Here is a 21,304-nt window from a genome sequence, read left to right on the forward strand (position 1 = left end):
TATTCTTTTTATAGCGTATGCACGGCTGCCGGCTGCGATTACCGGTTCGACAGCTCGTCGCGGCGCCGTTGCTCCATGGCACGCCGCTCCACGCAAACAGGATGATGGGTGAAAGCTGGCTTGGCGCATTGCTCCGACATGCATGTCTGGAAACCGAGAAGGATGCGGCCTTCGCAGGCTTGACGCGGATTGCCGGCCGGAGCCACCGCCGCCGGAGTCGCGGGGTGCTCGGTTGCCGCAGGTGAAGCCACCGCCCCGGGTTTGAGCGGGCCCTGTTTGGCGGCCTGCCGTTCCTGCCGTTCTTTTTCCAGCGCGGCCCTCCTGGCAACGGCCGATGCTGCAAGCGCTGCCCTGGATGCAGCAGGCGTGGGGGCCCTTGCCACCGACGAAGCAGCCGGGGCTGCAGGCTGCGCCTGTGCAGCTTGCGCTGCGGGGGCTGTGGCCGCCGTGGCCGGCAAAGCGCCCGCAGAGGCAGATGCAGGGAAAGATGCCGGTACCGCCTCTGCTGTCGTGCCAGCCGCTGCGTCAGCCGGCATGGCAGACGGGGCCGCAGGAGGGGCACTTCGGCTCGACAGGGATTTCCATCCGAAGCCAATTGCGGCCAACGCCACCAGGCCCGCCACGCCCCACACCAGATAACGAGGAGCGGGGGCGGAATCCTTTGCCGGAACGGGCGAGGCCAGGGGGCTGCGCCTTCGTGCCGGCTTCACCTGTGGCGGCACGGCTTCTTTCGACTCTTTCGACTCTTTTGACTCTTTCGGCTCTTTTGTTTTTGCGTTTGCGGCCACGACTGCTGTGGCGGTTGCCGCAGCTACCGCGGCCTTTTCGGACTGCATGCTGGCTGGTCTGGATGGGGCCGGGGTCAAGGGCGAATCGCTGAACACGGTTTCCGGCCAGTCGGTAGATGACTCATGATCGTCCTGGCCGGCCTCCACCGCTACCGCCATCACCGGCGCGCCCAGGCGCGTGGCATCCGGGTCGTCAGCAGCGGGCTTCGCCGGCACATAAGGCGGCACAGGGGTATTGGCAGCAGCCTCTTCCAGAGATTTCCAGGCCATCTCGGCATTGGTACCTGTCCCCGGGGTCGGCGCATTTGCCGCGGGGGCCGGCTGGCCCGGCTGCGTGCCGGGACGCGGGACAACCAGCGTGCCAGTGCCCAGACGCCGGCCGATGTCCGAGTCCTCGCCGCCAGGCATACCGAGCTTTTTGAGGCGGCGGCGCGCCAGGTCGGCGTATATGCCAGACGGAAACTTCGCCAGGAAGCCCTGGATGTCCTCGACATCCATCGACTCCTTGATGTCTTTCCAATAAACCAGTTCAAGCTCTTGCGTTACTACCGAGATATTGGCGCTGGTGCCCGAGGGCTGGTCTACCAACGCTTCGCCAGACAGCATGGTGGATGTCCAGGTTGAATTGCTGCCGGGCCCGGGTGCCACAGCCGGCGGCACCACCGAGGTATCGGGAGCTTCGCGTGCTGCGAGCTGCAATGCGGCAAGGAATTCCTGCGCGCTGGCATAACGCTGCTCGCGTGATTTGGCAAGGGCTTTGGCCACCACCGCATCCAGCGCGGCAGGCAACTGGGCATTGAATGCACTGGGCATGACGGGCGTATGACCCACAATCTGCTGGATGGTGGCGAAGTCCGTGTCGCCGTCAAACGGCCGTTTACCGGTGAGCAGCTGGTACAGCACAATGCCGGCCGCAAACAGGTCGGCCCGGGCATCAATCGGGCGGCCCTGCACCTGCTCGGGCGACATGTACTTGAGCGTGCCCACCATGGAACCCTGCGTACGGGTAGCTTCGCCGGAATCCTGGATGCGCGCGACGCCGAAATCGGTGAGCTTGACGCGCCCGCTGGTCTCAATCAGCAGGTTGGCCGGTTTAATGTCGCGGTGGACGATGCTTTGCCTGTGGGCGTACTCGAGCGCCGACAGCAGGTCGCCCATGATGCCCAGCGTCTGCTCCAGGGTATAGAGGTCGCCCTTGTCCAGGTGGTGTTTGAGGTCGTCGCCAGCGATGAATTCCATGACCAGGAAGGCGATGTCGCCGTCGCGGTCGGAGTCATAGACGCTGACGATATGGGGATGCTGCAGGCGTGCTGCAGACCGGGCCTCCGTACGGAAGCGCACTTCGTATTCCGCAGCCGCCTCTTCCGAGAGGTTCTCGACCTTGATGGTCTTGATCGCCACGCGGCGGTCCAGATTGGGGTCGCGCCCTTCATACACCAGCCCCATCGCCCCCTTGCCGAGGACGCGGATGAGATCGTAACGGCCAAGCTTCTTGAGACTCATGAAGGAATGAAAATGGGCGAAACCGGCGGGAGCCCTGATGCGGCCCTGAAATCCGGCTACGTCTTGAAACAAAAATCGATTCTAGCTTGCATCATGCAGAGACAGAAAGCCTTGAAAGTCCGGGCTCTGGCCTTGGCCCTTGCGGCTCAAGTCCTGATCGAAAACGAGACCAGCGGGGCGTTTTCATCAGTCCGGTCACAACCCGGCACAATCTGCCCGCTACCGACCAGGTAGCACTCGGTGCGGCGGAGCACCACAGCTTCGCTCTGGTTGCCCAGGTACACCCAGGTGCCGTAGCTGGAGGCGTCGGTCAATACAAAATGCCCGCCGCGCCATTCCAGCGTGGCGTGCGTGCGCGAGACACGGGGGTCATTGAGCGTCAGTGCCGCGTCGGCCGCCCGGCCCAATGCCAGCTTGCTGCTCTTGGCATCCAGCCGGACCGTCTGCTCCGCAAATGTGAGTTCCAGAAACGCCTGGCTGGGCGAGGAAAACATCGAGCGCCCGGCCATCGTGGCGTCCTCGTCACGGCCGGCCTGCCATTCCACCCGGTACACATGGCTGGCTTCGGCCCTGCCCCGCAGGTACATGGGGCCCATGCTGCGCAGGGATGCCTTCTGGACCGGCAGCAGCGCGGCCCAGACATTTTCAGTCGTGAGGATCTGGGCGGCACCCGCAAGGTCTGCAAGCCGGGCAGCGGAATTGACCGTATCACCGAAACAGTCGCCGTCGATTTCAACCACTTCACCCGACTCGATACCCATCTGCATTTGTACAGGGGCGCCGCTGCCGCCCGGTCTGATCGGTTTTTCCTGGAGGCGTTTCTGGATGCTGATGCAGGCCGACAGCGCGTCCCCCTCGTGGGGGAACACCACGAAGAGGCCGTCACCCAGCAACTTCACCACCCGGCCCTGGTGCTGCTGGAAAACCTGGCTCAGGACGCCGATGAGCTGGGTCACAAAGTGTGATGCCGTTTCATCGCCCAGCCGTTCAAACATGCTGGTGCTGCCCACAAGATCAGCAAACACGACTGTGGTCATGGAGGGGCGTTAGCCGCAGCGCGTGCTTCTGATGGTCATGCAGGAGATTCTTACAGAAATTCGCAGCGCGGAGGACGGTAAAAGTCCCGGGTCCCGGCAAGAGCCCTACCGAAACACGCGGCTTCACCCGGCGGCAGTAGACGAGGCAGGAAAATACCAGTAAGGCGCCGCGTGAAAAGAAAGAAGGCCCGCCGTGGCCGACCCCGGATTTCAGTGGAAACCATCCCAGATCAACTTGCAGCCTGTCAGCAGCATGCCGGCGTACAGCAGCCGGTAGAACAGCACGGGACTGATGCTGCGCGCCATACGAACGCCTATCCATACCCCCAGCGGCGCCAGCGGCAACAGAGCCAGCGACGTCGCCATGTTGCGCAGATCCAGCAGCCCCAGCCAGGCATAGGGGACCCACTTGGAGAGGTTGATGACAAAAAAGAAAGCCGCCATGGTGGCGGTGAACTTGACCGGGCTCAAGCGCATGGGGATCACGTAAGCACTCAGCGGCGGTCCCCCCGCGTGGGAGACAAAGCTGGTGAAACCCGAAGTCACCGTCAGGATGGCGCCAAGCCACCTGGGCGGCGGCGGGCTGTCGGGCTTGGGCGGAAAGAGGAGGCGCTGCGCCAAAAACAACAGCGTGAATATTCCCACGATGCCCGCCACCATCCTGGCGTCCAGAACCTTGAACAGCAGCGCACCCACCAGAGTGCCGGCCAGGCCAAAAGGGATCAGGAATTTCAGGAACCTGATGTCGAAATCCCTGCGAAAAGCCGCCAATCCGAGCAGGTCCATCAGCAGAAGCACGGGCATCAGGATGGCAGCCGCCTGTGGCACCGTGACGGCCAATGCCATCACCGGCACTGCCAGTGAGCCGAAACCCGCACCAAATCCGCTTTTGCTGATGCCCAGCATCAGCACGGCAGGAATCGCCACGGCATAGAAGAAGGGATCGGTGATCAGTGGGAAATTCATGAATTTAGAGCGAAAGTGCCTTCTGCCCAAGCAGAGTCTGCGCAAGCAGCTATAAAAACAATAGCAGTCTGGCTGCCGGCATGTATTTCACCACAGGCCATTCCTGGAATGGCTATTTCTGTACATCTGTGTCTTTGCGGGCATACAGCACGCAAAGAGCGTTGGCCATCGACCCGCCTAGACGCGTTCCAGAATCACCGCGATGCCCTGGCCCACGCCGATGCACATGGTGGCCAGTGCATAGCGGCCCCCGCTCTTGTGCAACTGGTTGACCGCCGTGGTGGCCAGGCGTGCACCTGAGGCGCCGAGCGGGTGGCCGAGGGCAATCGCTCCACCATTGGGGTTGACGCGTGGGTCGTCGTCCTGCACGCCAAGCAGGCGCAACACAGCCAGGCCTTGTGCGGCAAAAGCTTCGTTGAGCTCGATCACGTCCATCTGTTCGATGGTCAGGCCGGTGAGCGCCAGTACTTTTTGCGTGGCAGGCGCGGGGCCGATGCCCATGATGCGCGGCGCGACGCCGGCGGTTGCCATGCCAACCACTCGCGCTTTCGGCGTGAGGCCATTCTTTGCGGCGGTGGCCGCATCGGCCAACAGCAGCGCGCAGGCGCCGTCGTTCACGCCGCTGGCGTTGCCGGCGGTCACCGTGCCGTCGGGACGCACCACGCCTTTGAGCTTGCCCAGTGCCTCAAGCGAGGTTTCGCGTGGATGCTCGTCCTTGCTCACCACAATAGGGTCGCCCTTTTTCTGGGCAATCGTCACGGGCGTGATTTCAGCGTCAAAGTAACCGGTTTTTTGCGCAGCCACGGCCTTGAGCTGGCTGGCCAGCGCCATCTTGTCCTGGTCTTCACGGCTGATCTTGTAGTCAGTGGCGACGTTCTCGGCGGTCTCGGGCATGGCGTCCACGCCGTATTTTTCCTTCATCAGCTTGTTGATGAAGCGCCAGCCGATGGTCGTGTCGTAAACCGCATTGGCGCGGCTGAAGGCGCTCTCGGCTTTGGGCATCACGAAGGGTGCGCGGCTCATGCTTTCGACGCCGCCGGCAATCATCAAGGTGGCTTCGCCCGACTTGATGGCGCGCGCGGCAGTGCCGAGTGCGTCCAGGCCCGAACCGCACAGGCGATTGATGGTGGCGCCCGGCACATCCATTGGCAGGCCGGCCAGCAAAGCAGCCATGCGCGCGACGTTGCGGTTGTCCTCACCGGCCTGATTGGCACAGCCGTAGATGACGTCGGTCACCGCCTGCCAGTCAACCTTGGGATTGCGTGCCATCAGCGCTTTGAGCGGAATCGCGCCAAGGTCGTCAGCGCGCACGCTGCTCAGGGCACCGCCGTAACGGCCGAACGGAGTACGGATGGCATCGCAAATGAAAGCGTCAGTCATGTCGTGTGTCTTTTTCCAAAAAAGTTGTCAGGCGGCGATCGGCAGGCCGACCAGTTTTTCAAGCTCGGCGTGGCTGAGGCCTTCGACCGTGTCGACCAGCTTGAGCCCGCCGGGCGTGCATTCCAGCGTGGCGATGTCGGAATACACCCGTTTGACGCAGCCAATACCAGTGAGCGGGTACGTGCATTTGCCGACCAGCTTGCTTGTGCCCTGCTTGGTCAGCAGATCCATCATGACCCAGGTTTGCTTGGCGCCGATGGCGAGGTCCATGGCTCCGCCTACGGCCGGTATGGCGCCCCCTTCGCCGGTGCTCCAGTTGGCCAGGTCTCCGGTGGCTGAAACCTGGAAGGCGCCCAGCACGCAGATGTCCAGATGGCCGCCGCGCATCATCGCAAAGCTGTCGGCGTGGTGGAAGAAGGAGCCGCCTGCCAGTAAGGTCACCGGCTGTTTGCCGGCATTGATCAGGTCATAGTCTTCGGCGCCTGCCGCTGGCGCGGGGCCCATGCCGAGGATGCCGTTTTCGCTTTGCAGGATGACTTCGCGGCCGGCCGGCAAGTGGTTGGCCACCAGCGTGGGCTGGCCGATGCCGAGATTGACAACCGCGCCGTCAAAAATATCCTGCGCGACACGGGCGGCGAGTTGGTCCTTGGTGCGGCGTTGGTAAGTCATGCCGTAACTCCTGTTTTTTTGAAGCCGCCGGCTTGCGTGGCGACCCGGTCAATCTTCACCACATGCTGCACAAAGATACCCGGCGTGACGATGGTTTCGGGATCCAGCGTGCCGAGCTCGGCGATCTCGTGCACTGTGGCAATGGTTTTTTTCGCGGCTGTTGCCATGACCGGGCCGAAATTGCGCGCGGCCATACGGTAGGTCAGGTTGCCCCAGCGGTCGCCACGCTCGGCTTTCACAAAAGCCACGTCACCGTGGATCGGGTACTCCAGCACGTATTGCTTCCCGTTGATTTCCCGCGTCTCGCGCTTGCCCGCGAGCTCGGTCCCGAAGCCGGTCGGGCAAAAGAATGCGCCTATACCGGCGCCCGCCGCACGGATACGTTCGGCCAGGTTACCTTGGGGCACCAGTTCCAGCTCCAGCTTGCCGCTGCGGTACAGGCCATCAAAAATCTGGCTATCAGCCTGGCGCGGAAAGCTGCACACGATCTTGCGCACCCGGCCTGTCTTGAGCAGCGCAGCAAGGCCCGTCTCACCGTTGCCTGCGTTGTTATTGACGACGGTCAGGTCCTTGGCGCCCTGTTCGATCAGGCCGTCAATCAGCTCATTGGGAATCCCGGCCGTGCCGAAGCCGCCGATCAGCACGGTGGAGCCGTCCTTTATGCCGGCAAGCGCTTCCGCCACCGAAGCGGCAATCTTGTTGATCATCCAATAGTCTCCTGCACGACGGCCTTGGTGGCAGGCCTGACTGGCCCGCTGCATCACAGCAATGTGTCGTGAAAATTTGTTCGATATAAGAACAATAGTTCGTATAATGAATTTTAGGAGATTTTGCGTTCCATGGCAAACACCGCAGCCACCCCCGCATCGAGTCCCAAACCGGGCGACGGTTATGTACAGTCGTTCGCGCGCGGGCTGGAGGTCATCCGCTGCTTCAGCGCAGAGGCGCCGCGCCAGACCCTCACGGAGGTCGCTGCACGCAGCGGCCTAACGCGTGCAGGTGCGCGCCGCATTTTGCTCACACTGGAAACGCTGGGCTATGTCCACAGCGACGGCAGACTATTCAACCTGACGCCGCGGATCCTGGACCTGGGCTTTGCCTACCTCTCCTCCATGCCGATCTGGAACCTGGCCGAGCCGGTGATGGAAGCACTGGTTGGCGAGGTCAAAGAGTCATGCTCGGCCGCGGTGCTGGATGGCACAGACATCGTCTATGTGCTGCGCGTGCCCACACACAAAATCATGAGCATCAGCCTGGGGGTGGGCTCGCGCCTGCCGGCCTATTGCACATCGATGGGACGCATGCTGTTGTCGGCCCTGCCCGAGGCAGAGGCCATGAAATGCCTGCATGCCTCCGAACTCACAGCCCGCACCAAGTACACCGTGACTGACGTGAAAGAGCTGATGGCCAGGATCGCGCAGGCGCGCAAGCAGGGCTGGTCGCTGGTCAATCAGGAGCTGGAAGAAGGGCTGGTGTCGATGGCGGCGCCCATCACCAACCGGGCCGGACAGACGGTGGCAGCCCTCAACATCAGCGGCCAGGCCAACCGCACCAGCGCCAAGGCGATGCAGGAAACCATGCTGCCGCAGCTGCTGGAGGCGGCGCATGCGATCTCCCGCATGTTGGTCTAGCTACACCCCTGTCCAGGCTCACTGCGTGTAGCCTGTCCTCCCCTCAAGGGGACGGCGCCTGAGGTCTGGCGAAGCCAGTCCCGCGGTGAAATAGGACCGCCCCTGTCCAAGCTCACTTCGTGTAGCTTGTTCTCCCCTCAAGGGGACGGCGCCTGCGGTCTGGCAAAGCCAGTCCCGCGGCCCCTGCTGGTTTGGGGCGGAGCCTGGGGTTATGACTTCTTGAAGCCGACGACGAGGACGACGGCACCCAAAACGACAGCGCCCAGGCTCAGCCACTGCGGAATGTTGACCGATTCTTTTTCTTTTACCGTCAGCTGGATCGGGCCCAGCTTGGCTGCCGTCGTGTCCTTGGTGAAGCTGAAGCCGCCAGTGAAAAAACCGGCCAGGCCCAAAACGATCAGGACAATGCCTGTAATGCGTGCTGCGTTCATGTGAAAAATCTCCTCGCCGGGCTTGTGAATCGTTGTGAAGTGGACGGCCCCGGAACTGCGCCACCGTGCCTCGTAATGTAGGCAGCGCGGTAAAAGCTGTCTGTAGGACGGCACCGGTGAGCCCCGTGGCTCAAGGGCTGAAAGGCAAATCACCACGCCGAAGGCGGAAAAGGCATGCGTGATAACCTTTGCCCATGTTCACGCCCTCGCAAGCCGACGTACGTCGGTTTTTCTGCTCTGTATATGCCAAGGCCCGCAGCGGTCAACCGATGGAAGCTATCGAAACAATAGCAAGCCAGTGGATCGAAGAGCATCCCGAATACCACGCGGACTTTGCCGACGCGGACGGTGCGCTGGAAAAAATGTACGACGTGGAAGCCGGCAAGACCAATCCGTTCTTGCACCTGTCCATGCACCTGTCGATCAGCGAGCAGTGTTCCATCGACCAGCCACGCGGCATCCGTCAGGCCGTGGAACTGCTGACAGCCAGGCGGGATTCCCTGCACGACGCACACCACGAAACCATGGACTGCCTGGGGCAGATGGTGTGGGAAAGCCAACGGGCCGGGCGCCCGCCCGACGGGGCCGCCTATATAGATTGCGTACAGCGCAGGGCAACAAAAGATTAAGCCCCCAAGAAACCGCCTGCCTGCAGGTGAGCGCGGGAAAACCGGGCCATAAAAAAAGCCGCTGGAACAGCGGCTTTTTTGTGTGCGGGAAATTCCGGATCAGCGGAATTTCTTTTGCGGGATGGTCTTCAGGTCGCCGTCTACTGACGCCAGGTAATTAGCCAGCAACTTCAGCTCGGGATTGGTGTACTGCTTGGCCATGCCGGACATGATGGCGTTGCTGCGGCCGACCTTGGGGTTGTTGTCGACCTTGTAGGCTTTGAGCGCCACAAAAAGGTAGTCGGCATGTTGGCCGCCCAGCTTGGGATAGCTGGGGTCAATCGGGTTGCTGAACGTAGCACCGTGGCAAGACGCGCAATTGGCCTTGTTGAGAAGGGCCTTGACTTCGGCACTCGGCTCCTTGACGGCCTTGACCGGCTGGGCCGCAGCTACCGTGCCATCAGCACTGTAATGCGCGGCCAGGTCAGCCATGTCCTGATCCGTCAACGAATCGGCAATAGCGCGCATGGTGGGATGCTTGCGTTCGCCTTTTTTGTATTCATTGAGAGCGGCGACGATGTATTTGGCGCTTTGGCCTGAGATCATCGGGACCTTGTAGACCTCCGGGAAGGATGCCTGGTAACCCTTGATACCGTGGCAACCAATGCACATGGCATTCTTGGTTTCGCCTGCTTTGGCATCGCCCTTGATCTCCTGGGCAAGGCTTGCAACCGTCACGCAAGAGACAGTTACGGCGAATATCGTGGTGAACAGCTTATTCATTTTGCGCGCACAATCAGGTGGGAATCATCTTATAAACAACCCCGGATTATATCTGGGCCTGTTGCCCCAAGGCACCGGCTGCTTTCAAACAAGGGCAGTCGCCCTCAAACCCGCTTACCTTAACGCCAGACCATGAAATTTCAAGGATCCAAGAACTACGTCGCCACGCAGGACCTGATGCTCGCCGTGAACGCCTCGGCCGCACTGAAAAAGCCACTGCTGGTCAAGGGCGAGCCGGGTACCGGCAAGACCATGCTGGCTGAGGAAGTGGCTCAGGCGCTGAACCTGCCACTGTTGCAATGGCACATCAAATCGACCACCAAGGCCCAGCAGGGCCTGTATGAATATGATGCAGTTTCCCGCCTGCGTGACTCGCAACTCGGGGACGAGAAGGTCAAGGACATCCATAACTACATCGTCAAGGGCGTCCTCTGGCAGGCCTTCACTGCCGACCAGCCGGTGGCGCTGTTGATCGACGAGATCGACAAGGCCGACATCGAATTCCCGAACGACCTGCTGCGCGAAATCGACCGGATGGAGTTCTATGTGTACGAAACACGCGAACTCATCAAAGCCAAGCACAGACCGCTGGTGTTCATCACGTCCAACAATGAAAAAGAGTTGCCCGACGCGTTTCTGCGTCGCTGCTTTTTCCACTACATCAAGTTCCCCGACGCCGACACCATGAAGCAGATCGTCGACGTCCACTTCCCAGGCCTCAAGAAAGAGCTGCTGACCGCGGCCATGAAAACTTTCTACGACGTGCGCAACCTGCCCGGCCTCAAGAAAAAGCCCTCGACCAGCGAGCTGCTGGACTGGCTCAAGCTGCTGGTCGCTGAAGACATTCCGCTTGACGCACTGCAAAGCAAGGACGACAAGGTCGCCGTGCCGCCGCTGGTAGGTGCACTGCTCAAGAACGAGCAGGACGTGACCCTGTTCGAAAAGCTGGTTTTCATGCAGCGCAACAATCGCTGAACACGAGACAAAAATATGAGTCAAAAATCCATGCTGGTCGAAGGCCTGTCCGACGCAATCGGTTTTATGGGCGGCGCGCTGCTCGGCTTTTGGGCTGGTCACCTGCTCGGTTTCGATATTTTTGAAGCCGGCTATGGCAACGGCGCCATTGCCGGCATCGTGCTGGTGGGCCTGGGCGGCGGCTTGGGCTTGCAACTGGCCAGACGCTGGAGGAACCGGCAAAAGACCGGAGGGGGAAACTGAGCATGGCGTTTGTCGACCCCGTGACACTGGAAGCGCGAGGCGTGCGCCTCGTCCCGCTGGCGCTGGCGCACGAAGCAGGACTGAAGGCCGCAGCCGCCGACGGTGAGCTCTGGAAACTGCGCGTCACCTCCGTGCCCGAGCCCCATGAAACCCGCAGCTACATCGAGACCGCGCTGGCCACTGCCAACCGCCTGGCTTTTGCGGTCACCGACGCCGCTACCGGCGAAGTGCTGGGCTCTACGAGTTATCACGATATCGTGCCCAACCTCAAGCGCGTCGAGATCGGCTACACCTGGTACGCCGCGCGCTGCCAGCGCACCCATGTCAATACCACCTGCAAGCTGCTGATGCTTACGCATGCTTTCGACACGCTGGGCTGCAACATCGTGGGCTGGCGCACCGACAACTTCAACCACGCCTCGCAGCGCGCCATCGAACGCCTGGGCGCCCGCAAGGACGGTGTGCTGCGCGGTCATGCGCTGCGCCGGGACGGCACGATACGCGACACGGTGATGTACAGCCTGGCTGACGGCGAATGGCCCGAAGTCAAGGCTCAGCTGCTGTACTTACTGGACAAACCCCGAGCCTGAAGCGTCCCGCGCCGAGGAGTACTCCATGCTGATCGATTTTTTCTACACCCTGCGCTCGGCCAAGCTGCCGGTTTCCGTCAAGGAATACCTGATGCTGCTTGAGGCACTGCAGGCAGGCGTCGTCGGCCCCAACAGCGACAAGCCGGACGCCCAGGAAGGCGAAGGCGCATGGAAGATCGACGACTTCTATTACCTCAGCCGCACGGTGCTGGTGAAAGACGAAAAGAACTACGACAAGTTCGACCGCGCCTTTGCCGCCTACTTCAAGGGTGTGGAGATGCTGGCCGACTTCACGAAAGACATCCCGCTCGAATGGCTGCGCAAAAACCTGGAGCTTGAACTCAGCCCCGAAGAAAAAGCCAAAATCGAAAAAATGGGCTGGGACGAGCTCATGGAAACGCTCAAGAAGCGTTTTGAGGAACAGAAGGAACGCCACGAAGGCGGCAGCAAATGGATAGGAACGGGCGGCACCTCGCCCTTCGGCGCCAACGGCTTCAATCCCCAGGGCATACGCATAGGCCAGGAAAAAAGCCGCAACAAGAGCGCCGTGAAGGTCTGGGACCAGCGCGCCTACAAGGATTACGACGACACCCAGGAACTCGGCACGCGCAACATCAAGGTCGCACTGCGCCGCCTGCGCAAGTTCGCGCGCCAGGGCAATGTCGAGGAACTGGATCTCGACGACACCATACGCTCCACCGCGGCCAACGCCGGCTGGCTGGACATCAAGATGGTGCCCGAGCGCCATAACAACGTGAAGGTGCTGCTGCTGATGGACGTGGGAGGCACCATGGACGAGCACATCCACCGTGTCGAGGAAATGTTCTCAGCCGTGAAGGCCGAGTTCAAGCACCTGGAGTTTTACTACTTCCACAACTGCGTCTACGACTTCATGTGGAAGAACAACCGCCGCCGCTTCAGCGAGAAGTTCCCGACCTGGGACATCATCCGCAAGTACAACAAGGACTACAAACTCATCTTCGTCGGCGACGCGACCATGAGCCCCTACGAAATTCTGCAGCCCGGCGGCAGCGTGGAATACAACAACGAAGAAGCCGGCGCCGAATGGATGCAGCGCCTGACCAACGCCTTTCCCAAGTTCGCCTGGATCAACCCCGAGCCGCAAGGTGTCTGGCAATACCGCCAGAGCATCAGTGTGATCCAGCAGCTGGTGAACCAGCGTATGTACCCCCTGACCATCAAAGGTCTTGAAGAGGCCATGCGAATGCTGTCCAAATAAGAGCGCTCCAAGCGCTCGTCTCCTACATGAGGGCACTGGGACGCTCAAGTAAACTGCCCCCGTGACCCATCCCAGCACCCACAGTACCTGCTGCGCACGGACGGCCACCCCGACAGGACTGGCGACCAGCGCCGGCTTCATCCCTGCTTTTGCCTTCCTTGCGATTTTTCTGGCGTCCCTGGCCGCCGCGCAAACGCCTGCGCCTGCACAGCCTGCCCCCAGCACGGGGCGCGGCATGGCGACACCACCGTCCGGCGTCACACAAACCGCGCCTGCCCCGCCTCCGCCGCCGCAGAAAGTCACGCCTGAGCCCACACCGCGGGGCGCTACCGGCCCCACCAGTGCCCAGCCTGAAGCCTCGGCTTTTGACATCGCGGTGCGCGCACCGAAAGACGTCCAGGAGCTGCTGGAGAAACACATCGAATTACAGCGCTACCGCGCCGTGACCGACCTGGACGAGGCCGAGCTGGCCCGCCTGATCGTCCTGGCTGAGCGCAACGTGCGCAACCTGGTCGGCACACTGGGCTACTTCAGCCCGACCATCGCCATCACACGAGAAGGCGACTCCACCGTGGGATCGGGCCAGCGGCCGACCATTGTGGTGGCGGTGGAGCCGGGCCAGGTTACAAGGATCGGCGCAGTCACCATCGACTTTGCAGGCGATATCGCCGAATCGCCGGACCGGGATGCCCAGTCCCAACGCTCGGAAATCCAGCGTGACTGGCGTTTGCCCATAGGCCAGCGCTTCACACAGGACGCCTGGGATGGCGCCAAAACCCAGGCCTTGCGCGACCTGGTAGCCCGACGCTACCCGGCCGGCAGACTGGCTGGCAGCCTGGCCGATGTGGATGCACCTGAACACAGCGCAGCCCTCAGCCTCAAGCTCGACTCAGGCCCACTCTATCGCCTGGGTCCCATGCAAGTTACAGGAGTCGAGCGCTACGACCCCGTATTGGTGCCGCGCCTGGCACGCCTGAATGCCGGCGCCGTGTACGACCAGAAACAGCTGACCGAAGCGCAACAGAGGCTGGCATCCAGCGGTTATTTCGATTCGGCCTATATCTTTGTCGACCCCGAAAGTGATCCGCAAGCAGCGCCAGTACAGGTACAAGTGCGCGAGGCCAAACTGCAAAAGGTCATCCTGGGCGTGGGCGTGACCACTGACAGCGGACCGCGAGCATCGGTGGAACACACGCATCAGCGCGTGCCGGGCACCAACTGGCGCGCCGTCACCAAGCTGCAGCTCGAAAAGAAATCTCCGTTCGCGCAGACCGAATGGACTTCCATTCCCGACGAAGCCAGCTGGCGCTGGGTGGCCTTGGCACGCACCGAACGCGTTGACGACGATGAACTCATCACACGCGGCGAACGCCTGCGCGTTGGCCGCACACAGGCCGGCGAGAAGATAGACCGCAACATCTACCTGCAATACGACCGGGCGCGGGTAAGCGGCGCCGGCCTGCTCGGCAACTCCGCCGCTGACACCGGTGACGGCTCTGCACTCACGGCCAACTATGTCTGGACGGGACGCTATTTCGACAGCCTGCCGTTTCCCGGCAAAGGCTACGGCCTGGGCTTTGAGCTGGGCGGCGGCAGCACGCTGGGCCAGGACCGCCAACCCTTTGCCCGCACCGTGGGGCGCTGGCTGGGTATCCTGCCGCTGGAGCGAGGCCGCATCGCCATGCGCGCCGAAGGCGGCGCCGTGCTGGCCAGGGATTCGGCCCGCATTCCAAGCACACAGCTGTTTCGCACCGGCGGCGATACCACGGTGCGCGGCTACGGCTATCGCGATATCGGCATCCAGCTCGGCAATGGCGTCATCGGCCCCGGCCGCTACGTGGCCGTCGGCAGCGTCGAATACCAGCGCCCCATGATGAAAGACGGTCGGCCCAGCGAGTGGGAGAACACCTTCTTCATCGACGCCGGCGCTGTGGCCGACAACCCCAAGGACATGAAACCCTCCGTCGGCCTGGGCACCGGTGTGCGTTGGCGAAGCCCCATAGGCCCGCTGCAGATCGACCTGGCCTACGGCGTCAAGCCCAAGCAGTTCCGCCTGCACGTCAGCGTGGGATTTGTTTTCTGATGGACACGCCCGCCCAACCCAGCAATTCCACACCAGCAGCCGCACCGCCCCGCCCACCGCGCCGCTGGCTGCGCGCCACTGCCTGGGCCGCGGCCGCTGTCGCCGCGCTCGCCGTCACCGCCACAGGCGGCGCCTGGTGGTGGGCCGGCACCGACGGCTCGCTGGCCACCGCACTCGCCTGGATCGCCCGCTCGCAGCCCTTGAGTGCCGAACGTGTCACGGGCTCCTTGCGCGAAGGCGGGCGTGTTGAGCAACTGGTCTGGCAGCAGGACGGCCTGCGTGTGGACGTGCGTGACCTCACCCTGGCCTGGCAGCCGTGGTCGCTGCTGCACGGCACGCTCAAGGTGAACCGCCTGGCCGCCGCCGGCGTGCAGGTCGACGACCAGCGCCCGCCTTCCACCACGCCCTCCGTGCCGCCCTCGGCGCTGGGCCTGCCGCTGCCGGTGCTGCTCGAAGGTTTTTCCGTGGGCCGGCTGCAGTGGACCGGCGGCGCGGCATTTTCCGCCTCGGGCATCACAGGCCACTACGCCTTCAACGGCCTGTCGCACCAGCTTGAATTGCTCAGCGCACAATTCGCGCAAGGCCGCTACAGCGGCAAGGCATCACTGTCTTCAAGCGGTGCACTGCAACTCGATGCCAGCCTCAACGGCGCGCTCGATGCGCCCCTTCCAGGCGGCAAGGCCCCCGTGCCGCTAGCCTTCAAAGCCACGGCCAAAGGCCCGCTGGCCGAGCTGCTCGTCAAGGCTGATTTGCAGATGCAAACGCCGGCACGCAAAGGCCAGCCGCAACCGCAAGCCAGCGCCACAGCCCGCGTCATGCCTTGGGCCCCACAGCCGCTGCCGCAAGCCGATGCCAGCTTCCGTGACCTCGATGTCGCCGCCTTCTGGCCCGAAGGCCCCTTCACCCAGCTGACCGGCAGCGCCGGCGTGCGGCCGGCCGACAGCACCCCCGCGTCCTCCACTTCCGCATGGCTGCTGCAGTTGCAGCTCGCCAATGCCCAGCCCGGCCCCTGGGACCAGCGCAAACTCCCGCTGGAGCGGCTCGAGGGGCAGGGCGAATGGCGCGGCGGCGCAGCCCTGGTGCGCACGCTCAAGGCCAGGCTGGGCGGCGGCGAGCTGCTGGCCAGCGGCGGATGGGCCGATGCGCCCGCCGGTGCCACCGCGTCCAGTACACCGGCCTGGAAACTGCAAGCCAGCCTGCAACACGTCAACCCCGCCCTGCTGCACAGCCAGCTCGCGCCGCTGCCGCTGGACGGCAAGGCCCAGGCCCACAGCCAGGGCGCGGCGATTGCGTTTGACGCGAACCTGCAGGCCGCGCGCAACGACGTGGCCAACGCCAGGAACAACCCCCTGGGCGCGCTGCGCCTGCGCGACGCCAGCGCCACCGGCAGCTGGAACGCCGAACAGGCAGGCGGCACCCTGCAACTCTCGGCCCTGCGCGTGCGCAGCGACGATGCCGAACTGAGCGGCCAGCTCGAAGCCCAGCCCGCTGCGCAAGGCGGCAAAGGCAAGCTGGTGCTCACCGCGCCCGGACTCGATGCACAAGTGCAGGGCGAGTTGCGCCCCAGCAGCGGCAAGGGCGACATCAGCCTGCGCGGCCGCGACATGGCCCAAGCCCTGCGCTGGCTGCAGAAGCTGCCCGGCATGCCCAATGCGCTCAAGTCCGCATCGGCTGCCGGCAGCACCGAGCTGCAGGCCAACTGGCAAGGCGGCTGGCAGGACCCAGCCCTGCAGGCGCGGCTGGACCTGCCCTCGCTGGACTGGCGTATGGCGGCGCCAGCGCCCACCGCCGCAACAACAACAACAACAACAACAACAACCACCACCACAACAACCACCACAACGACAAGCGCCACGCCAGATGCCGGGCTGGTCAAGGTCCGCGCCTTCCAAGCCACACTCTCGGGCCGCCTGAGCCAGGCCCAGCTCAACACCCAGGGCCGCGTCGAGGCCGGCGCGCGTCGCTACACACTGCAACTCGCGGCCCAAGGCGGGCGCGGCGCCGCGGCGCGCCACACGCCGCTGGCCGAATCGCCCTGGCAAGGCTTGCTCCAGCAGCTCAGCCTCAGCGTGCAAGACCCCGCACTCGGCACAGGCGCCTGGCAGCTCAAAACCCGCAATGCCGTGCCGCTCAAATGGACGCCCTCACGCAACGGCGGCATGTTTGAAAGCGGCGCCGGTGAAGCGCTGCTGGCCGCGCCTGCTTCAGGCGCTTCAGGCACAGCCACACCCTCACAAGCCACACTGGCATGGCAGCCCGTGCGCTGGCGGCCGGGCCGCGAGCTCGTCACCGCCGGCAAGCTCAGCGGCCTGCCCCTGGCCTGGATAGAACTCTTCGCCGGCCCGCAAATGGCCGGCGCAGGCCTGGGCGGTACCCTGCTGCTGGACGGCGAGTGGGACGCCACGCTGGGCGACACCCTGCGCCTCAAGGCCAGCCTGGCACGCAGCAGCGGCGACATCACCGTGCAGGCCGAAACCGCGCAAGGCAGCTCGGCGCGTGTGGCGGCCGGCGTCAAGGAAGCGCGGCTCTCGCTGTTAAGCGAAGGCGAGGCCGTCACGCTGATGCTGCGCTGGGACAGCGAACGCGCGGGCACCGCCGACGGCCAGTTGCGCACACGCCTGGCGCGCGCGCCCGCCACAGCCGGTGGCGGCTGGCTCTGGCCCGCCGACGCGCCCCTGGCCGGCCAGCTGCGCGCGCAGCTGCCGCGCATAGGCGTGTGGTCGGTGCTCGCGCCGCCGGGCTGGCGGCTGCGCGGCTCGCTGGGCGCCGACGTCGCCATCAGCGGCACACGCGCCGCGCCGCAACTGGCCGGCGACCTGCAGGCCGACGACCTGGCCCTGCGCTCGGTAGTCGACGGTATTGAGTTCGGCAACGGCCGGCTGCGTGCCAAACTCGACGGCACCCGCATGCGCATCAACGAGTTCACGCTGCAGGGCGCCGGCGACAAAGGCACGGGCGGCCTCCTCACGGCCCAAGGCGAGGCCGGCTGGGTCGAAGGCAAACCCCAGGTGCAGCTCAACGCCAGACTCGAACGTCTGCGCGCCAGCATACGCACCGACCGCCAGCTCACGGTCTCCGGTGAGGTGCAGGCCGGCCTCAAGGGCCAGCAGAGCGAACTCACCGGCAAGCTGGTGGTCGACCAGGCCCGCATCATCCTGCCCGATGAGGGCACACCGCAGCTCGGCGACGACGTAGTAGTGCGCAGCACGCGCGGCGCGGCAGCCGGCCAGAAAGCGCCGGCGCAAACCAGCAGCGAAACCGCTGACCGCGACGCCCGCCCCGTCAAACTGGCCGTGGAGCTGGACTTGGGCCGCGACTTCCGTATCCAGGGCAAGGGAATCGACACCCGCGTGCGCGGCACGCTGGCCCTGAGCGGCGACACCCTGCGCGACCCAAAGCTCAACGGCACCATCAACACGGCAGGCGGCCAGTACCGCGCCTACGGCCAGCGCCTGGATGTGGAACAAGGCATGCTGCGTTTCACCGGCGCCCTCGACAACCCCACGCTGGACATCCTGGCGATACGCCCCAACCTCACCCAGCGCGTCGGCGTGCAGATCACCGGCACCGCCCTGCTGCCCCGCGTGCGCCTCTACGCCCAGCCCGAACTGCCTGACGCCGAAAAACTCTCCTGGCTGGTGGTGGGGAGGTCCTCGGCCTCGGGTGGCGCCGAAGCCGCGTTGCTGCAGCAAGCAGCCCTGGCGCTGTTGGGCAGCAAGGGGGGCGGCATGTCGGGCGGCCTGGCCGCCTCGCTGGGACTGGACGAGCTGTCCTACCGCGGTGCCTCCAGCAACACCGACGGGAGCACAACCGAAAGCGCCCTCACCTTGGGCAAGCGGTTTTCACGTAATTTTTACGCCGCCTACGAACGCACGATCTCAGGCGCCCTGGGCACGCTTTATGTGTTTTACGACCTGTCGCAACGCTTCACGGTGCGCGCCCAAGCCGGGCAACAAAGTGCGGTTGATTTGATCTTCACGGTGCCCTATGACTGAAACACCTGCCACCGCCACCGAATACAATCCGGGGCTTTCCACCGGAAAACGCCGCCATAGTTCAATGGATAGAACGAGTGCCTCCTAAGCGCTAGATACAGGTTCGATTCCTGTTGGTGGTACCAATTGCTATTATTTTTATAGCTTCTCGCGCCGTACAGACAAGGGCTACAGGCCGAAATCTTCATGATTACGGCTTGAAGATGCACCACCCGCGGTGCGCCGATTCCACCTGCCAGCCCGCCCGTCCAGAGGCTCGCGCGGCTGCCAGACCTGATGTCCCCTGTAACAACGCAGAGGGTCCGGAGCCCCCGGCACGCAACCCGTGAAATCGCCATTTTGTGGAGTGGGAGATACACCTTAACCCGCTTTTATCCCCGTGAGGGTTTGCAGGGGCTGTAAACCACGGTTTCGTCTCGAACCACATGTAAAATCAACCAGAAAACAAGATGGCCCTGCTTCCCCAGGGCCAAAGGGGGGCCCGCTGCACGGTGAAATGGTTTGTGATCGGCCCGATCAGGTTATTGAGGTCATCAACCAACGAGTCAGTTTTGCAGTTCGAATTCATCATTCTTGAGTGGTCAGCCTATGCCGACGGCCTCATCCACCGCGATGACTGGCTGAAGTGGGCGGATGGTTTCCCACAACTCCCGGGCCCAACCGTAGAAACCGTGCCTGCGCTGGCCGAAATGCCCGCCATGATGCGCCGCCGCGTGGATCGCCTGGGCCGCCTGGCCTGTCAGGTAGCGTATTGGTGCCATCCTGCTGACGCTACACCGATGGTGTTTGCCTCGCGGTATGGCGATGCCGCCCGCTCCCTGTCTCTTTTGGGTGACCTGGTCCGAAACGAACCGCTGTCGCCCGCAGGGTTTGGCCTTTCCGTACATAACGCCGTCTCGGCCCTGTATTCCATTGCGCAGGGTCACACTGGCAACACTGTGGTCGTTGCCGCAGGTCGCGCCACCGTCGCAGCAGCACTGGCTGAAGCGGCGGCATTGCTGGCCGACGGCGCACCCGAGGTGCTGGTGGTGTACTACGAAGCCCCCTTACCCGCCAGCTACGCTGGATTTGAAGACGAGGCCGCCTGCGAGTACGCCTGGGCCTGGCGCGTGGCGCACCCAGGACATGCAGACCGTGGTGATTCACCGGTGCTGAGCCTGGAACTCTCCGCGGGCGAACCCGGCAGCATCACGAATCCCGACTCTGCAACCTGGCCCGCCGGCCTGGCCGTGCTGCGCCAGGTGCTCCAGGCCATCGCCCCCCAGGAAACCGCAGCACCCCAGGCGCTGGTGCGCCATGACAGGACCGGCGCGCGCTGGACCTGGAGCGCGCATGCTTAGGCGCCTGAACTACGCCTGGCGTCTTTTCGCGACCGCGCTGAGTTTTACCTGCTTCGGGCTGGGCGGCCTGCTGCTGTGGATCGTGGTGTTTCCGGCGCTGTCGCTGTTCATCCGCGACCCTCGGCGCCTGTCGGTTTCGGCGCGCTGGGTCATCCACCAGTCCTTTCGCGCCTTCGTGGGCCTGATGCACGGTCTGGGTATCTTCAGCTATGAGACGCACGGCCTCGAAAAACTCGATCGCCAGGGCCTGCTGGTTCTGGCCAACCACCCGTCGCTGATCGACGTGGTCTTCCTGATCTCGTTCACCGCCCGGGCCGACTGCGTGGTCAAGGCTGCACTGGCGGCCAATCCCTTCACGCGCGGACCGGTGCTGGCCGCGGGCTTTATCTGCAACAACGGCGGCCCGGCGATGGTTGAAGACAGCGTGGCCTCGCTGCGGGCGGGCAATAACCTGATCATCTTTCCCGAAGGCACGCGCACGCCAATCAACGGCGCGCCCGGCAAACTCCAGCGCGGCGCCTCCAACGTGGCAGTGCGGGGAAAAGTGGACGTGACGCCGGTGCTGATCCAGTGCAGCCCCTCCATGCTCGCCAAGGGCGTACCGTGGTGGCGGATCCCGGCGCGCCGCCCGCACTTCCGCATCGAGGTGCGCGACGACGTGCCCATCGCTTCCCTCGTGGATAGCTGCGGCAACGAAGCCTTGGCCGCGCGCCGCCTGACCGAACACCTGGCCGACTATTTCACCACGGAGACACGCAGTGACCCACGACACGCAAACGCTTGAGGGCGAGATCAAGGAGCTGATCATCAGCGCCCTGGCCCTGGAGGACCTGACGCCCGATGACATCAATGCCGCCGAGCCGCTGTTCGTCAAGGGCCTGGGGCTGGACTCCATCGACGCCCTTGAACTGGGGCTGGCCCTGCAGCGGCGCTACGGCGTCAGCGTCTCGGCCGATTCCGAAGAGACGCGTAACTACTTTTCCAGCGTGCAGGCGCTGGCGGCCTTCGTCGGCTCGCAGCGCACGCGTTGAATTCATTTGCA

Annotated in this window: 19 protein-coding genes and 1 tRNA gene; 12 read left to right on the plus strand and 8 right to left on the minus strand. The window is 63.7% G+C overall.

What is annotated here, in order from left to right:
- Positions 1 to 38: 38 nt before the first annotated feature.
- From ACQ4MS_RS04875 to ACQ4MS_RS04900, 6 genes are all read right to left on the minus strand, one after another.
- Positions 39 to 2,291 carry a protein kinase domain-containing protein gene (locus ACQ4MS_RS04875; protein WP_431098090.1) on the minus strand — a complete coding sequence of 751 codons (2,253 nt, stop codon included), beginning with the start codon at positions 2,289 to 2,291 and terminating at the stop codon, positions 39 to 41.
- Between the two features lie 146 nt (positions 2,292 to 2,437).
- Positions 2,438 to 3,328, minus strand: coding sequence for an adenylate/guanylate cyclase domain-containing protein (locus ACQ4MS_RS04880; protein ID WP_431098092.1), 891 nt, complete (start codon positions 3,326 to 3,328; stop codon positions 2,438 to 2,440).
- A gap of 210 nt (positions 3,329 to 3,538) precedes the next feature.
- Positions 3,539 to 4,294 carry a sulfite exporter TauE/SafE family protein gene (locus tag ACQ4MS_RS04885; protein ID WP_431098094.1) on the minus strand — a complete coding sequence of 252 codons (756 nt, stop codon included), beginning with the start codon at positions 4,292 to 4,294 and terminating at the stop codon, positions 3,539 to 3,541.
- 177 nt (positions 4,295 to 4,471) lie between these two features.
- Positions 4,472 to 5,674 (minus strand): 3-oxoadipyl-CoA thiolase, encoded by a 1,203-nt coding sequence (gene pcaF / locus ACQ4MS_RS04890; protein ID WP_431098096.1) that lies wholly within the window; start codon positions 5,672 to 5,674, stop codon positions 4,472 to 4,474.
- A 27-nt stretch (positions 5,675 to 5,701) separates the two neighbouring features.
- Entirely contained in the window at positions 5,702 to 6,343 is a 642-nt protein-coding gene (locus ACQ4MS_RS04895) for a 3-oxoacid CoA-transferase subunit B (protein ID WP_431098098.1), read from the minus strand.
- Entirely contained in the window at positions 6,340 to 7,050 is a 711-nt protein-coding gene (locus ACQ4MS_RS04900) for a 3-oxoacid CoA-transferase subunit A (RefSeq protein ID WP_431098100.1), read from the minus strand. The genes ACQ4MS_RS04895 and ACQ4MS_RS04900 overlap by 4 nt, the downstream gene beginning before the upstream one ends.
- A gap of 132 nt (positions 7,051 to 7,182) precedes the next feature.
- On the opposite strand from ACQ4MS_RS04900, the gene ACQ4MS_RS04905 reads away from it, so the two are divergent.
- On the plus strand, positions 7,183 to 7,974 hold the full coding sequence (locus tag ACQ4MS_RS04905) for an IclR family transcriptional regulator (RefSeq protein WP_431098102.1): 792 nt from the start codon (positions 7,183 to 7,185) through the stop codon (positions 7,972 to 7,974).
- Positions 7,975 to 8,183: 209 nt separating this feature from the next.
- Here the strand turns inward: ACQ4MS_RS04905 and ACQ4MS_RS04910 are convergent, their stop codons facing one another.
- Positions 8,184 to 8,405 carry a hypothetical protein gene (locus ACQ4MS_RS04910; RefSeq protein ID WP_092131784.1) on the minus strand — a complete coding sequence of 74 codons (222 nt, stop codon included), beginning with the start codon at positions 8,403 to 8,405 and terminating at the stop codon, positions 8,184 to 8,186.
- 194 nt (positions 8,406 to 8,599) lie between these two features.
- Between ACQ4MS_RS04910 and ACQ4MS_RS04915 the strand changes: the two genes are divergently transcribed.
- A complete protein-coding gene (locus ACQ4MS_RS04915) occupies positions 8,600 to 9,034 on the plus strand; it encodes a DUF1841 family protein (protein WP_431098103.1) in 435 nt (144 codons plus the stop codon).
- Between the two features lie 99 nt (positions 9,035 to 9,133).
- Here ACQ4MS_RS04915 and ACQ4MS_RS04920 read toward each other — a convergent pair whose 3' ends face one another.
- Entirely contained in the window at positions 9,134 to 9,796 is a 663-nt protein-coding gene (locus ACQ4MS_RS04920) for a c-type cytochrome (RefSeq protein WP_431098105.1), read from the minus strand.
- A gap of 132 nt (positions 9,797 to 9,928) precedes the next feature.
- Here ACQ4MS_RS04920 and ACQ4MS_RS04925 point away from each other — a divergent pair, with 132 nt between their 5' ends.
- The 10 genes from ACQ4MS_RS04925 to ACQ4MS_RS04970 all read left to right on the plus strand — a co-directional run bounded on the left by ACQ4MS_RS04925 (position 9,929) and on the right by ACQ4MS_RS04970 (position 21,293).
- Positions 9,929 to 10,771, plus strand: coding sequence for an AAA family ATPase (locus ACQ4MS_RS04925; protein ID WP_431098108.1), 843 nt, complete (start codon positions 9,929 to 9,931; stop codon positions 10,769 to 10,771).
- A gap of 15 nt (positions 10,772 to 10,786) precedes the next feature.
- Positions 10,787 to 11,014 carry a hypothetical protein gene (locus ACQ4MS_RS04930; RefSeq protein WP_431098110.1) on the plus strand — a complete coding sequence of 76 codons (228 nt, stop codon included), beginning with the start codon at positions 10,787 to 10,789 and terminating at the stop codon, positions 11,012 to 11,014.
- Positions 11,015 to 11,016: 2 nt separating this feature from the next.
- The gene (locus tag ACQ4MS_RS04935) at positions 11,017 to 11,604 is read left to right on the plus strand and encodes a GNAT family N-acetyltransferase (protein WP_431098112.1); all 588 of its coding nucleotides are present in this window, start codon (positions 11,017 to 11,019) and stop codon (positions 11,602 to 11,604) included.
- 25 nt (positions 11,605 to 11,629) lie between these two features.
- Positions 11,630 to 12,844: a vWA domain-containing protein gene (locus tag ACQ4MS_RS04940; RefSeq protein WP_431098113.1), complete on the plus strand. Its 1,215-nt coding sequence runs from the start codon at positions 11,630 to 11,632 to the stop codon at positions 12,842 to 12,844.
- A gap of 61 nt (positions 12,845 to 12,905) precedes the next feature.
- Positions 12,906 to 14,927 carry an autotransporter assembly complex protein TamA gene (locus ACQ4MS_RS04945; protein WP_431098116.1) on the plus strand — a complete coding sequence of 674 codons (2,022 nt, stop codon included), beginning with the start codon at positions 12,906 to 12,908 and terminating at the stop codon, positions 14,925 to 14,927.
- Positions 14,927 to 18,922 carry a translocation/assembly module TamB domain-containing protein gene (locus ACQ4MS_RS04950; protein ID WP_431098118.1) on the plus strand — a complete coding sequence of 1,332 codons (3,996 nt, stop codon included), beginning with the start codon at positions 14,927 to 14,929 and terminating at the stop codon, positions 18,920 to 18,922. The genes ACQ4MS_RS04945 and ACQ4MS_RS04950 overlap by 1 nt, the downstream gene beginning before the upstream one ends.
- Before the next feature lie 50 nt (positions 18,923 to 18,972).
- A tRNA-Arg gene (locus ACQ4MS_RS04955) sits at positions 18,973 to 19,047 on the plus strand.
- Positions 19,048 to 19,473: 426 nt separating this feature from the next.
- A complete protein-coding gene (locus tag ACQ4MS_RS04960) occupies positions 19,474 to 20,262 on the plus strand; it encodes a beta-ketoacyl synthase chain length factor (protein WP_431098119.1) in 789 nt (262 codons plus the stop codon).
- Positions 20,255 to 21,046, plus strand: coding sequence for a lysophospholipid acyltransferase family protein (locus ACQ4MS_RS04965; RefSeq protein ID WP_431098120.1), 792 nt, complete (start codon positions 20,255 to 20,257; stop codon positions 21,044 to 21,046). The genes ACQ4MS_RS04960 and ACQ4MS_RS04965 overlap by 8 nt, the downstream gene beginning before the upstream one ends.
- Positions 21,021 to 21,293, plus strand: a complete 273-nt coding sequence (locus tag ACQ4MS_RS04970) for a phosphopantetheine-binding protein (RefSeq protein ID WP_431098121.1) — start codon at positions 21,021 to 21,023, stop codon at positions 21,291 to 21,293. The genes ACQ4MS_RS04965 and ACQ4MS_RS04970 overlap by 26 nt, the downstream gene beginning before the upstream one ends.
- Positions 21,294 to 21,304 lie beyond the last annotated feature (11 nt).

It is taken from the genome of Polaromonas aquatica (assembly GCF_050626995.1).
In the GTDB taxonomy this organism is placed as follows: Bacteria; Pseudomonadota; Gammaproteobacteria; order Burkholderiales; family Burkholderiaceae_C; genus Polaromonas; species Polaromonas aquatica_A.